At 71.6% G+C, this 12,291-nt stretch carries 13 protein-coding genes; 6 read left to right on the top strand and 7 right to left on the bottom strand.

Annotation, left to right across the window (positions count from 1 at the left end; translation table 11 throughout):
• Positions 1–48 precede the first annotated feature (48 nt).
• Positions 49–1,203: a glycogen synthase gene (glgA, locus tag CLV40_RS03525; RefSeq protein ID WP_104477747.1), complete on the bottom strand. Its 1,155-nt coding sequence runs from the start codon at positions 1,201–1,203 to the stop codon at positions 49–51.
• Positions 1,204–1,323: 120 nt separating this feature from the next.
• On the opposite strand from glgA, the gene glgC reads away from it, so the two are divergent.
• Complete coding sequence (gene glgC, locus CLV40_RS03520) at positions 1,324–2,550, top strand: glucose-1-phosphate adenylyltransferase (protein WP_219823910.1); 1,227 nt, start codon at positions 1,324–1,326, stop codon at positions 2,548–2,550.
• A gap of 137 nt (positions 2,551–2,687) precedes the next feature.
• Here the strand turns inward: glgC and CLV40_RS03515 are convergent, their stop codons facing one another.
• Positions 2,688–3,197 carry a hypothetical protein gene (locus tag CLV40_RS03515; protein WP_245931029.1) on the bottom strand — a complete coding sequence of 170 codons (510 nt, stop codon included), beginning with the start codon at positions 3,195–3,197 and terminating at the stop codon, positions 2,688–2,690.
• A gap of 46 nt (positions 3,198–3,243) precedes the next feature.
• Positions 3,244–3,891, bottom strand: a complete 648-nt coding sequence (locus CLV40_RS03510) for an O-methyltransferase (RefSeq protein WP_104476902.1) — start codon at positions 3,889–3,891, stop codon at positions 3,244–3,246.
• Positions 3,892–4,139: 248 nt separating this feature from the next.
• Here CLV40_RS03510 and sigE point away from each other — a divergent pair, with 248 nt between their 5' ends.
• Together sigE and CLV40_RS03500 are read left to right on the top strand one after the other, a co-directional pair.
• Entirely contained in the window at positions 4,140–4,715 is a 576-nt protein-coding gene (gene sigE, locus CLV40_RS03505) for an RNA polymerase sigma factor SigE (protein ID WP_104477745.1), read from the top strand.
• A 31-nt stretch (positions 4,716–4,746) separates the two neighbouring features.
• The gene (locus CLV40_RS03500) at positions 4,747–5,352 is read left to right on the top strand and encodes an anti-sigma factor (RefSeq protein ID WP_104476900.1); all 606 of its coding nucleotides are present in this window, start codon (positions 4,747–4,749) and stop codon (positions 5,350–5,352) included.
• 109 nt (positions 5,353–5,461) lie between these two features.
• Here CLV40_RS03500 and CLV40_RS37040 read toward each other — a convergent pair whose 3' ends face one another.
• Positions 5,462–6,799, bottom strand: coding sequence for a hypothetical protein (locus tag CLV40_RS37040; protein WP_146107916.1), 1,338 nt, complete (start codon positions 6,797–6,799; stop codon positions 5,462–5,464).
• Positions 6,800–6,977: 178 nt separating this feature from the next.
• Between CLV40_RS37040 and CLV40_RS03485 the strand changes: the two genes are divergently transcribed.
• The 3 genes from CLV40_RS03485 (at position 6,978) to tatB (ending at position 9,557) form a co-directional block, all read left to right on the top strand.
• Complete coding sequence (locus CLV40_RS03485) at positions 6,978–7,481, top strand: hypothetical protein (RefSeq protein ID WP_104476895.1); 504 nt, start codon at positions 6,978–6,980, stop codon at positions 7,479–7,481.
• 98 nt (positions 7,482–7,579) lie between these two features.
• The gene (locus CLV40_RS03480) at positions 7,580–9,106 is read left to right on the top strand and encodes a S1C family serine protease (RefSeq protein ID WP_104477743.1); all 1,527 of its coding nucleotides are present in this window, start codon (positions 7,580–7,582) and stop codon (positions 9,104–9,106) included.
• A 43-nt stretch (positions 9,107–9,149) separates the two neighbouring features.
• On the top strand, positions 9,150–9,557 hold the full coding sequence (tatB, locus tag CLV40_RS03475; RefSeq protein WP_104476893.1) for a Sec-independent protein translocase protein TatB: 408 nt from the start codon (positions 9,150–9,152) through the stop codon (positions 9,555–9,557).
• Positions 9,558–9,766: 209 nt separating this feature from the next.
• On the opposite strand, the gene CLV40_RS03470 is transcribed toward tatB, so the two are convergent.
• The 3 genes from CLV40_RS03470 to CLV40_RS03460 form a co-directional block, all read right to left on the bottom strand.
• Complete coding sequence (locus tag CLV40_RS03470; RefSeq protein WP_104476891.1) at positions 9,767–10,360, bottom strand: PIN domain-containing protein; 594 nt, start codon at positions 10,358–10,360, stop codon at positions 9,767–9,769.
• Between the two features lie 66 nt (positions 10,361–10,426).
• Positions 10,427–10,855: a helix-turn-helix domain-containing protein gene (locus CLV40_RS03465; RefSeq protein ID WP_219823909.1), complete on the bottom strand. Its 429-nt coding sequence runs from the start codon at positions 10,853–10,855 to the stop codon at positions 10,427–10,429.
• Between the two features lie 237 nt (positions 10,856–11,092).
• Positions 11,093–12,238, bottom strand: coding sequence for an Mrp/NBP35 family ATP-binding protein (locus CLV40_RS03460; RefSeq protein WP_104476887.1), 1,146 nt, complete (start codon positions 12,236–12,238; stop codon positions 11,093–11,095).
• Positions 12,239–12,291 lie beyond the last annotated feature (53 nt).

Here is a 12,291-nt window from a genome sequence, read left to right as displayed (position 1 = left end):
TCTCAGGCATGTCCCACGTCACGATTCCCCCTTTGTGCGTTCCCCAGGTCACCCCAACACCGACCGGTAGACCTCGACCGTCCGCTCGGCCACCGACGACCACGAGAACTCCCGCTCCGCCCGCGCCCGACCCGCCGCGCCCATCGCCGCCGCCCGCGCCGGGTCGGCCAGCAGGGCGTTCACCGCGTCCGCCAAGCCCGCGCGGAACGGCTCCGCGTCCGACTCGTCGTAGTGCACCAGCAGGCCCGTCTCGCCGTCGGCGACGACCTCCGGTATTCCCCCCACGTCCGACGCCACGACCGCGGTCCCGCAGGCCATGGCCTCCAGGTTCACGATACCCAACGGCTCGTACACCGACGGGCAAACGAACACGGTCGCGTGACTCAGCAACTGCCGCACCTCGTGCTGCGGCAGCATCCGCTGGATCCAGAACACGCCCTCCCGCGCCGCCGACAGCTCCGCGACCGCGGCCCGCGTCTCCTCCGCGATCTCCGGGGTGTCCGGCGCGCCCGCGCACAGCACGACCTGCGCGCCCGGGTCGATCCGGTGCGCCGCGGCGACCAGGTGGCCGACGCCCTTCTGCCGGGTGATGCGGCCGACGAACACCACCGTCGGGCGGTCGGGGTCGATCCCGTGCGCGCGCAGCGCGTCGACCTCGGCGACCGGGCGGTAGGCGGTGGAGTCGATGCCGTTGCGCACCACGTGCACGCGCGCCGGGTCGAGGTCGGGGTAGCAGTCGAGCACGTCGGCGCGCATGCCGTCGCTGACCGCGATGACCGCGTCCGCCGCCAGGTACGCGGTGCGTTCGACCCAAGAGGACAGTCGGTACCCGCCGCCGAGCTGCTCGGCCTTCCACGGCCTGCGGGGTTCCAGCGAGTGCGCCGTGATCACGTGCGGGATCCCGTGCAGCAGACCGGACAGGTGACCGGCGTGGTTGGCGTACCACGTGTGGGAGTGCGCCAGGTCCACGTCGCCGGTCGCCGCGGTGATCGAGAGGTCGGCGGAGAGCGTGCGCAGCGCGGCGTTCGCGTGCTCCAAGCCGGGCGCCGAGTTGTGCGCGGTCGCGTCCTCGCGCGGCCCGCCGAAGCAGTGCACGTCCACGTCGACCAGCTCGCGCAGGCGCGGCACCAGGTATCCGACGTGCACCCCCGCCCCTCCGTAGACCTCGGGCGGGTACTCGCGGGTCAGCAGTCCGATGCGCACGGTGCCCACGGTAGTCGCCGCGCGCCAGTCGTAACGCGCTGCGGCCGTCGGGTGAACGGACGGGCAACGAGCGCCCACACGGAGTAGCACGTCTGGCAGGACCACCACGCGGACGGTTAGATGAGGACTGTGAAGGGGAAGCCGCGCGTACTCGGGATCGTGTTGGCGGGTGGCGAGGGAAAACGCCTCTGGCCCCTGACCGCCGACCGCGCCAAACCGGCCGTCCCCTTCGCGGGCAACTACCGGCTGGTCGACTTCGTGCTGTCCAACCTGGTCAACGCGGGCTTCCACAAGCTGTGCGTGCTGACGCAGTACAAGTCGCACTCGCTCGACCGGCACATCTCCACGACCTGGCGGCTGTCGAACGTGCTCGGCCAGTACGTGACCCCGGTCCCCGCGCAGCAGCGGTTAGGTCCGCGTTGGTACACCGGATCGGCCGACGCCATCTACCAATCCCTGAACCTGGTCTACGACGAGCGCCCCGACCACATCGCGGTCTTCGGCGCCGACCACGTGTACCGGATGGACCCCAGCCAGATGCTGGAGCAGCACGTCGACTCCGGCGCGGGCGTGACCGTCGCCGGGATCCGCGTCCCGCGCCGCGAGGCCACCGCCTTCGGCTGCATCGACTCCGACGCCTCCGGCCGCATCACCCGGTTCCTCGAGAAGCCGGACGACCCGCCGTCGGTGCCCGACGACCCGGACGTCACCTTCGCGTCGATGGGCAACTACATCTTCTCCACCACCGCCCTGCTCGACGCACTGCGCGCCGACGCCGCCGACCGCGACTCCCTGCACGACATGGGCGGCGACATCATCCCTATGCTGGTCGACCAGGGCACGGCACACGTCTACGACTTCGCGGACAACCTCGTACCCGGCGAAACCGAACGGGACCGCGGCTACTGGCGCGACGTGGGAACCCTGGACGCGTACTACGACGCGCACATGGACCTGGTCTCCGTGCACCCGGTGTTCAACCTGTACAACCAGGAATGGCCCATCCGCACGGCGATGCCCCCGCTGCCCCCGGCGAAGTTCGTCAACTCGGGCACGGCCACGGAGTCGATCGTCGGCCCCGGCTCGATCATCTCCGGCGCCACGGTCACCGACTCGGTGATCAGCGCCGACGTGGTGATCGAGACGGGCGCGGTGGTCGAGGGGAGCGTCCTGCTGCCGGGCGCGCGCGTGGGCAAGGGCGCGGTGGTCCGCCGCGCGATCCTGGACAAGAACGTCATCGTCGACGACGGCGTCCGGATCGGCGTGGACCTGGCGGCGGACCGGGAGCAGTACACGGTGAGCACCAGCGGGATCGTCGTCCTCGGCAAGGGCACCCGCGCTTCATAGCCCGGCCATCACCCGAGCCTCCGACCCCGCCACCCGCCCACCCCTTGGCCTCACGCGACCGTGCGCCGCTGTCGCCTGCCCGGGCGACCCGCCCACACTCTCCGCCTGTGTGGACAACTCATCCACATGCCCGCATCTCATCCACAGCTCTCAGACACCTCTTCCACCCCGCCGACCTGCGGCGATAGTCTCGAAGAGGGGGATCCCCCGGGTGGGAGGGCCTCCGCGTGGGGGCGGTCGAGGTGATCTTGAAGGTGGTTGTGCGGGTGGGCGACCACGACGACCTGCTCCGTGTCCTCGTAGATGACCCGGCCCGGGTCCGCCGATTCCAGCCGCACCCAGCCGACCCCGTGCGCGTCGAGGATCGAGAGGTAGCCCGTGACCCGTTCGACCAGGTGCGCGGCCGAAGACTCGAACCACGCGGTCGCGCCGGGGTGGAGGTCCTGGTCGTAGACCGTCGGGTCGACGGTGCTGGGGTTGGTGAAGTTCGCCTCGAACCAGTCGTTGTTGGCGCGGCGGAACGCTTCCTGCTCCGCCGTCAACCTGCCTTCCCGCGCGAGGCCGTTGACCAGGCCGAACACGCCGGGAAACCGGCCACGCGGGGTACCGACCGCGGCCTGGAACCGCACATAACGGAGATCATCCACCGGTCGATCCTGGCAGCGCCGACCGTCGGGCCCGCCCGCGGGACCGTCAGGTGGTGACCTTGGCGGCCAGCAGGAGCCCCTCGTCGAGGGGGAGCAGCAGCGGGACCAGCCGGTCGTCCTGCTGGATGGTCCGGACCACCTCGCGCAGGGCCAGGGTCTCCGCGTCGCGCTTGGTGGGGTTGGCGACGTTGCCCTGCCACAGCACGTTGTAGAACGCCAGCACCCCGCCCGGGCGCAGCAGGCGGACGCCGTGCTCGTGGTAGGTCGGGTACTCGGTCTTGGTCGCGTCCACGAAGAGCAGGTCGTAGCCGCCGTCGCTCAGCCTGGGCAGCACGTCGCCCGCGCGGCCCATGATCAACCGGGTGCGGCCGGGGGCGATGCCCGCCTGGCGGAACGTGCGCTTGGCCGCGGCTTGGGCCTCGGGCTCCACGTCGATCGAGGTCAGCACACCGTCGGCGGCCATGCCGCGGAGCAGGTACAGGCCGCTGACCCCGACTCCCGTACCGATCTCCACCACGGCCTTCGCGCGCTGCGCGGCGGCCAGGAAACGCAGGGCGGCACCGCAGCCGGGACTCACCGGGGCGCAGCCCAGCTGCTGGCCGAGGGTGCGCGCGGCGACGAGCACGTCGTCCTCGTCGAGGAAGCCCTCGACGTAGTCGCGCAGGTCCGCGCCCGCGGTTGGTTCTCCGCCCACGGGAACGCAGATTAGCGGCGGACGTGGCCAAAACGGGTGAACCTGACCGGAAGGTCACCCCGCACGTTTTCTCAGCCTCATCTCAGCCGCCTCTCACCGTCACCATAAGGGCGCACCCCATCTTGGTAACCAACAGGGGAGAAGCAGGGAGATCGGGGACCACGGTGAGGTTGGGGAACACAGCGGGCCAGTCGCACGTTGAGCCGGTGAGTGGGCAGGACAGCCAGCAGGAGGTGCGGATCCCCACGATGCAGACCGCCGCCGAGGTCAAGCCCGTCGAACTGGACGCGGCCGAGTGGACCGTCCCGAGCTGGGACGAGGTCGTGCGCGAGCACGGCGACCGGGTCTACCGGTTGGCGTACCGCCTCTCCGGCAACGCGCACGACGCCGAGGACATCACCCAGGAGACCTTCATCCGGGTGTTCCGCTCGCTGGCGTCCTACAAGCCGGGCACCTTCGAGGGGTGGCTGCACCGGATCACCACCAACCTGTTCCTGGACATGGTCCGCCGCCGCTCGCGGCTGCGCATGGAGGGGCTGCCCGAGGACACCGACCGGATCGAGGGCGACGAGCCCAGCCCGGAAGAGGTCTACGAGGAGACCCACCTCGATCCCGACCTGCAGGCCTCGCTCGACGAACTGCCCCCGGAGTTCCGGGCCGCCGTGGTGCTCTGCGACGTCGAGGGACTGTCGTACGAGGAGATCGGCGCGACCCTCGGGGTCAAGCTCGGTACTGTGCGCAGCAGGATCCACCGGGGCCGCCAGGCCCTGCGCGCGTCGCTGGAGCGGCGCCGGGCGCTGGCCGCGCAGGAGGCATGGGCATGAGCACCGAGCACGTACCCGCGGAGGTCGTCTCATGACGTTCGAACGCGCCCTCGGGCTGGGTGAGCAGCACCTGCTGCCCGACGCCGTGGTCGCCTTCGTCGACGGCGAGCTGGGCCGCACCGCCAACGACCGGGTCGCCGCGCACGCGGTGAACTGCCCGTGGTGCGCGGGCGAGATCAGCGCCCAGCGCCAGGCGAGGGCTGCGGTCCGCGCCGCCGACACCCCGGCCATGCCCGCCGGGCTGCTGGCCTCGTTGCGGGCCATCCCGCAGGAGACCGAGCTGCCCGCCACCCCGGACGGCCTGGCCGTGACGGCCGACGGCCAACTGGTCGCGGTCCAGCGCCCCGACCGCGCCCCCGGCGCGTTCGGCACGAGCGCCCCCCTGGGCTCGTCGACCAAGCTGGGCGAGGGCCGCGTCGTCCTCGGCAGGCGCAACCGCCGGGCCGCGCAAGGTGCCGGTGTGGTCGTGTCCGGCCTGGTCCTCGGCGCCCTCGCCCTGGTCAACACGACCGGCGCGAGCCCGGAGAGCCCCCCGCAGCCGCAGCAACCCGGCGGCGTCCAACCCGTCGGCTTCCGCGCCCCGGCCCCCGGCCTGCTCACCTCGTCCCCGAGCTTCGGCACGGTGGCCGCGCGGTAACCCACAAGACCACTCTCCACACGTGAAGGCCACCAGCCCCCGAGGCGGTGGCCTTCATGCTGTCCGGACCACGCCCGCGGGCGAGGCGCGCCGCGGCCCACCGAGGTGATCACGCGCTCAGGTGCAGTGCGGTGGTCAGCAGCAGGCTGCCGCTGCCGGTCCAGGCGGTGAGCAGCTTGAGGACCCGGTAGGCGTCGTTGCGGTGGGTGGGGTCGGGTGCGGTGAGCGCGGTGTGGGTGGCGTGGGCCAGCAGTCCGGCGGCGAGGAGCAGGTAGCCGGTCACCAGCCAGAGGGCGGGCGGGCCGCTCGTCGGGGTGAGGGGCTGGGCCAGCGCGGCGATGGTGTGGCGAGCTGCGGTGATCACGGGTGGCTCCTGCGGTCGGGGTGCCCGGTGCGATGTACGCCCGGGTCGGTCGGCGCCCAGTGAAGGCGGCATGATCGGTTCCCCGCCAGTGCGCGCCGGACAACGTGGTGCCCGGGCTCGACGAACAGCGAGGTGGCAGCGGTGCCGCAGCCGAGGAGGAAGTCCGGCGGCCGGACCCCGACGGTCGACACCGAGGGGTTGCGCGCGCGGTTCGGTGAGGCCGGGGTGGAGCTGGTGGGACTGCTCTACCGGCTGCGCGAGGAGGCCGGGTTCACGGTCAAGGACGCCGCGGTGTGGTGGGCCGAGCGGGATCCGGCGCAGGCCCGCGCGCACAAGGTGCTGCGCGAGTCCGGGGAGATCGACCCGCGCCGGTTGTCCGAGCTGATGAAGATGCGGCACCCGTTGCCGCCGGACCTGGTGCTGGCGTTCCTGCGGCTGTGGGCGCGGGGCCGGACCGACCAGGCCGGGGTGCGCGCGGTCGCCGAGCGGATCACGCTGCTGGACACCCAGGTCCGCGCCCGGGTCAACGCCCCCGTGCCGACCCGGCCCGCGCGCCGGGCCGTCCCCGGGCCCGCGGTCCGCGCGCCGGGCTCGGGCGCGGAAGTGGCGCCGCACCTGGAGGTGATCGCCCGGTTGCGGGAGCAGGTGGAGCTGACCCAGCGCGAGGAGGACCGGTTCCGGCGGCTCGCGGTGGCGCTGGCGGTGATCATCCTGCGGCTCGACGAGCAGGCCCGGCTGCTGCCCGAGGTGCCTGGCGCGGTGCGCGCGCACGGCGTGGCGCTGGAGCACCGGGCACTGCTGGACGCGCAGCGCACCCGCGCGACCCGGCAACGCGGCCACGCACTCGACGAGGTCGAACGCGCCATGACCACCGCCGCCGCGCTGCACGCCCGGATCGGGCACCTCGCCGAGCGGTTGAGCGTCGAGGCGGACGGCTCCGGTGCCGACCTCGCCCCGGTCGAGCAGGCCCTGGTCCCGACCGCCGGTCCGGTCGAGCCGGTGCTGGCCGAGAACAGCCGCGTCCTGGACCACGTCGAGCGGCTCCTGCTCGACGGCGGCGGCACCCTCGACACCGCGATCCACGTCCTGGACACGACACCCCAGGCCGCGGTTGTCCAGGACTCCTACCCGATCCCGGACAACCCCCCTGACCCGGGAAGACCGGTTATCCGACCCGGACAACCAGGCGAGCGGTGCGGGTCCGGACAACGTCGGTGCCAGCGGGCCCCGGCGACCGCGATCGCTGCTCCGACTCGCCGCCGTGGGCCTGGTCCCCGCGGTCGGCCTGCCGCTGCTGCTGGCGTTCGTCCCCGACATGGACGTGCCCGCGCCGGTGGCGTTGGCGCCGGACAACTCGCTCGCCGCGCACGTCGAGACCCGTCCCGGGGACGCGTTCCCCTCCTACTCCTGGGTGCTGGACCCCGGGGGGCGCGGCCGGAACCTGTACCACGTGTCCGGCATCGACCCCGGCCTCACCGAGTTGGTCCTCATGGGCACCGTGCACGCCGACAACGGCGGCTGCCTCGACAGCGTTGTGGAGTGGGACATCACCGTCGTGGGCGAGGACCCCGACGCCGAGGACTCCGTCGCCGCCCATGGCACGATCACCAAACCCAGCAGCACCGTCCCCGTGAACGTCGAGGTCGTCGTGCCGCCCCAGGCCGCCATCGAGTTCCGCACCCGCCGCACCGACTCGCAGCAGTGCGCCATCGACCTCCACCTCGACCTCCCCCGCGTGGCCCGCCGCCCCTTCTACGGCTCATGATCACCCGGTGGGCGGGCAGGGCCATGTACCTGGACGAGTGAGCGAATCGGTGGGGTTCGCACGCGCACTTCACCGCTCATTTGGCAATGTTGATGGTGATGAACCAGAACATCGACCCCAGTCAGGCCACACCGCCGGTCGAGCAGTCGCCCACCGGGGTCGATCGGGTGGGGCCGCGGCCGTTGGAACGGCCCGCGGTGGATCCGACCGCCGCTGCGGCGTTCGGACGGCCCGCCGGGGTCGCGGGGGCGTTCTCGCCCGCGGCGGCCGGGCGGGCGGCGTTCGGCGAGCTGCCGTCCGCGCCGCCGACGCCGGAGGCACTGGTCAGCGCGTTCGGCAGGCCGCGCGGGGAGACGGCCGTGCTGCAGCGGCCCCCGGGCTCGCGCGCGCCCGACGGTGAGCAGGAAGACGCCCTGTGGTCGCCCGAGCCCGACCCGTGGCGCGACCCGGCGGCCGGTGCCGTCATCGGACCGCCCGCCGTCGACGAGCCCGAGGCCGAGAAGAAGGCCGAGGTCACCGGGGCGGGCACCCAGCTCAGCCTCACCGACGTGCTGTTCGGCAGGCGCGTCAAGCCCCTGGCCCTCGGCGTGCTGGGACTGGTCGCGCTGGTCATCGGCGCCGCGGGCGGCCTGGTCGGCTGGTTCCTCGCGCGCGGCGGCGACAGCCTGACCAGCGACGTCACCCTCGCCACGGTCGAACCGGCCAAGGAGCGCCCCGCCGGGTCGGTCGCCGACATCGCGCAGCGCGTGCGGCCCGCCGTCGTGTCCATCGAGGTCAAGATCCAGCAGGGCGGCGGTACCGGCTCCGGTGTGATGATCGACGCCGCGGGCTACATCGTCACCAACTGGCACGTGGTCACCCTCGAGGGCCGCGCCGACCAGTCCGCGAAGATCACCACGGTGTTCACCGACGGCAGGCGGGTCGACGCCAAGCTGGTCGGCACCGACGCCAAGACCGACCTCGCGGTGATCAAGGTGGACGTGCCGGACGCGACCGTGCTGCAGTTCGGCAACTCCGACGAGCTGCAGGTCGGCGACTCCGTGCTGGCCATCGGCTCACCGCTCGGCCTCACCGACACCGTCACGCAGGGCATCGTCAGCGCGCTGCACCGCCCGGTCGTGGCGGGCGGCGACAACGGCGAGGCCCCGATCACCTACGACGCCATCCAGACCGACGCCGCGGTCAACCAGGGCAACTCCGGTGGCCCGCTGGTCGACTCGACCGGCGCGCTGGTCGGCATCAACTCCGCCATCCGCAGCAGCGCGGGCAACACCGGCAGCGTCGGCCTCGGGTTCGCCATCCCGTCCAACGACGCCAAGCGGATCGCCGAGGCCATCATCCGCGACGGTCAGGTCAAGCACGCCGACCTCGGCGCCAACGTCAAGTCGGTGTCCGCGGAGACCGCCGAGGGCGCCCAGGTCGTCAACGTCACCGACAACGGCGCCGCGGCCAAGGCGGGCATCGTCGAGGGTGACGTCATCCGGAAGGTGGGGGACCGCCTCGTGCGCAACGCGGCCGAGCTGACCGTGGCGGTGCGCCAGCACCAGCCGGGGCAGTCGGTTCCCGTGGTGTTGGCCAGGCAGGGACGTGAGCTCACCATTCAGGTGACCCTGGGGTCGGATTGACCGGCTACTCTGATGGCAGAGGCGTAGTTCGGAGGTAGCGAGGGTGTTCGAAAGCGTCGGCTGGGCCGAGATCCTCGTGCTCGGCATCGCCGGATTGTTCATCCTGGGCCCGGAGCGGCTGCCTTCGGCGGCGGCCTGGCTCGGGCGCAGCATCCGCAAGGTGCGCGAGTTCGCGACCGGTGCGCGGGACCAGCTCAAGGGCGAACTGGGCAACGACTTCGACGAGCTGCGCAAACCGCTGCAGGACCTGCAGCAACTGCGCAACTTCGACCCGAAGCAGATAGTCGCCAAACAACTCTTCGGCGACGACACCAACGGCATCAAACCCAACGGGTTCGCCGCCGCGTCCCAGCCCCAGCCCCCGGTCCCGCCCGCCCCCCCGGCCGCCACGCCGGACCCCCCGAAACTCGCCCCCGGCGAACGCCCCCCGGTAGACCCGGACGCGACCTGATCTTCCGATGCCCGCCTCTCCCGGAGGCGGGCATCGCCTTATCCGGCAACTGGCAAAACCTACTCGCGTAGACACATCCAGCTCCGGCGTTGTTGGTGCTTCGCGCAGGTCCCATCCGGCCCGGAGGCCCCGCCGGTCGCTCGGTGCTTCGCGTGCCGCACCGGGCACTCAACCGCAACTCTCTGGTCAAGCCTGTGCGCCGGGGACGCCTACCTCGGGGCGACGGGCAGGGTCAGCTGTCCCTGGTGGTGACGAACTCGTTCAGCGAAGTTCGGGCACCCTGCGGCGATCAGCTTGTTCGGTAGATCGGCGCGTCCGTTCTGGCGATTCGCCCAGTACAGGGTCTGTTCGCGAGTCACGTCGTGCACAAGGTTGGGCGCGCTGTCATCGACCAGTACGAAGAAGGCGTCGGGGTGGTAGACCTCGTAGGGCAGCGAGTCCGGGTCCGCGGCAGAAAAGCCGTTGTCGCAGGTCAGGACGATGTCGGCTCGGCAGGCCAGGGCTGCGGCATGCACGTGCCTGTCGTCGCTGTCAGTACCGGGGAACGAGTCGTCGACGACGAAGTCGTCAACCCGGCCTCCCTCGAAGGTCTTCGCGATCAGGTCGCGGACCCGGGTGATCTTCGCGCCGTTCCAGGCGGGGTACTTCCGGCGCAGGTTGTAGATCGTCTCCGCGAGCACGTCCTCGGTCCAGTAGACGGTGTAGATCCCCCCGCCCGATCGCAACTGCAGCAGGGCGAGCCAATCCCGCACCGTGCGAGAGAACAGCGCGTTCGCGTCGACGAACACTCGCGTGGCGATCATCCTGGGAGACTATCCATCGGCCCGATGCGCTTGGCCGTGTGGCCTGGCCTGCGGACAGTCATCGGATCAGTCCTCGTCCTCCAGTGCGCGCAGCGCGTCGAACGCCTCCCGTTGGCGCTGCAGGCGCGCGCCTCGCTCGCGCAACACATCGGCAGTCCGCAACCGCGTGTGAGTGCCGACCTTGTGCGAGGGGATCTCGCCCGCGGCGACCTTGCGCATCAACGTCGGTCGTGACACGCCCAGCAGTTGCGCGGCTGCGGTGGTCGTCAGTTCCTCCGGCATCGCGCTGACCGTGACTGTGTGCCCCTGCGCCACGGCGCGGACCACCTCGGCGATGATGGCCGACAATTCGCGTGGAACCGAGATCGCGGAGCCTTCCTCGTTCACCACGGCGGTGAATCGGGCACCCGACGCGGGGAGCCGACTCATCAGACGCTGCGCCTGCGCCTGGTCGCGCTCGTCGGTCAGCAGGACATCCCGGTCGGTCGTAGCCACCTGTGTCGGCACCGTCATCACTCCCTCGCCAAAGTGCTCACACCTATAACTGACCGTGTGTGCACCTGTATCTGCAACACCCGTTCATGACACCACTGATGTTGCGTACGCGCAACAGTCAAACGTGCGCGTCACGTGTCGCGACCACGCGTCGCCGCGAGTGGATCGGCCATGCGGTTTGTCGACAGCTGTAGCAATTCCGGTGCTCGGCCCGGTCTCGCGCGCCGGAGAATCGGGTCAGCGGCCCGCCGGGGAGACCGACAGCATGCGACCCGCCAAGCCGCGGGCGCGGACGGAGAGCTTGCCCGCGATGTCGGTCAAGACCTTGGCCGCCGCCGTGTCCGGCTGGGACTTGACCAGGGGCTCGCCCGCGTCGCCGCCTTCGCGGAGGCGGGGGTCGAGGGGTACCTGGCCCAGCAGCGGCACCTCCGAGCCGACCGCCCGCGACAGGGACTCCGCGACCGCTTGGCCGCCGCCCGCGCCGAAGACGTCCATGCGGCTGCCGTCCGGGAGTTCCAGCCACGACATGTTCTCGATGACGCCCGCCACCCGCTGGCGGGTCTGCAGGGCGATGGCGCCCGCGCGCTCGGCGACCTCGGCGGCGGCCTGCTGGGGCGTGGTCACCACCAGGATCTCCGCGTTCGGGATCAGCTGGGCCACCGAGATCGCGATGTCGCCGGTGCCCGGGGGCAGGTCGAGCAGCAGGACGTCCAGGTCGCCCCAGAACACGTCCGCCAGGAACTGCTGGAGCGCGCGGTGCAGCATCGGGCCGCGCCAGACGACCGGGGTGTTGCCGGGGGTGAACATGCCGATCGAGATCACCTTCACGCCGTTGGCCTGCGGCGGGAGGATCATCTTCTCGACCTTGGTCGGCTTGTCGCCCGCGCCGACCATGCGGGGGATCGAGTGGCCGTAGATGTCCGCGTCGACGATGCCGACCTTCACCCCGCGCGCGGCCATGGCCACCGCCAGGTTGACCGTGACGCTGGACTTGCCGACGCCGCCCTTGCCGGAGGCGACGCAGTAGACGCGGGTGAGTGAGCCGGGTTCGGCGAACGGGATGCGCGGTTCCTCCGCGTCGCCGCGCAGGGTCTTGCGCAGGGTGGTGCGCTGCTCGTCGTTCATCACATCGAGGGTCACCGTCACGGTGCGCACGCCGGGCAGCGCGGCGACCGCCGCGGTCACGTCCCGGGTGATCTTGTCCCGCAGCGGGCAGCCCGCGACCGTCAGGTAGACGGCGACCTCGACCAGCCCGTCCGGGTGCACCGCGATGTCCTTGACCATGCCGAGGTCGGTGATCGGCTTGTGGATCTCGGGGTCCTGCACGCCCGCGAGCGCCTTGCGGACGGCCTCGACGCCGGGAACCTGTTCGGTGGTGGTCACGAGTCCATGCTACGGGCGGGTACGCGGCCCGGTCGCCGTGGATGGCACTCACC

This window comes from Actinokineospora auranticolor (assembly GCF_002934265.1).
GTDB lineage: Bacteria > Actinomycetota > Actinomycetes > Mycobacteriales > Pseudonocardiaceae > Actinokineospora > Actinokineospora auranticolor.
Note: the sequence above shows the minus strand (reverse complement) of the source record. Positions and strands in the feature narration are given on the sequence as shown.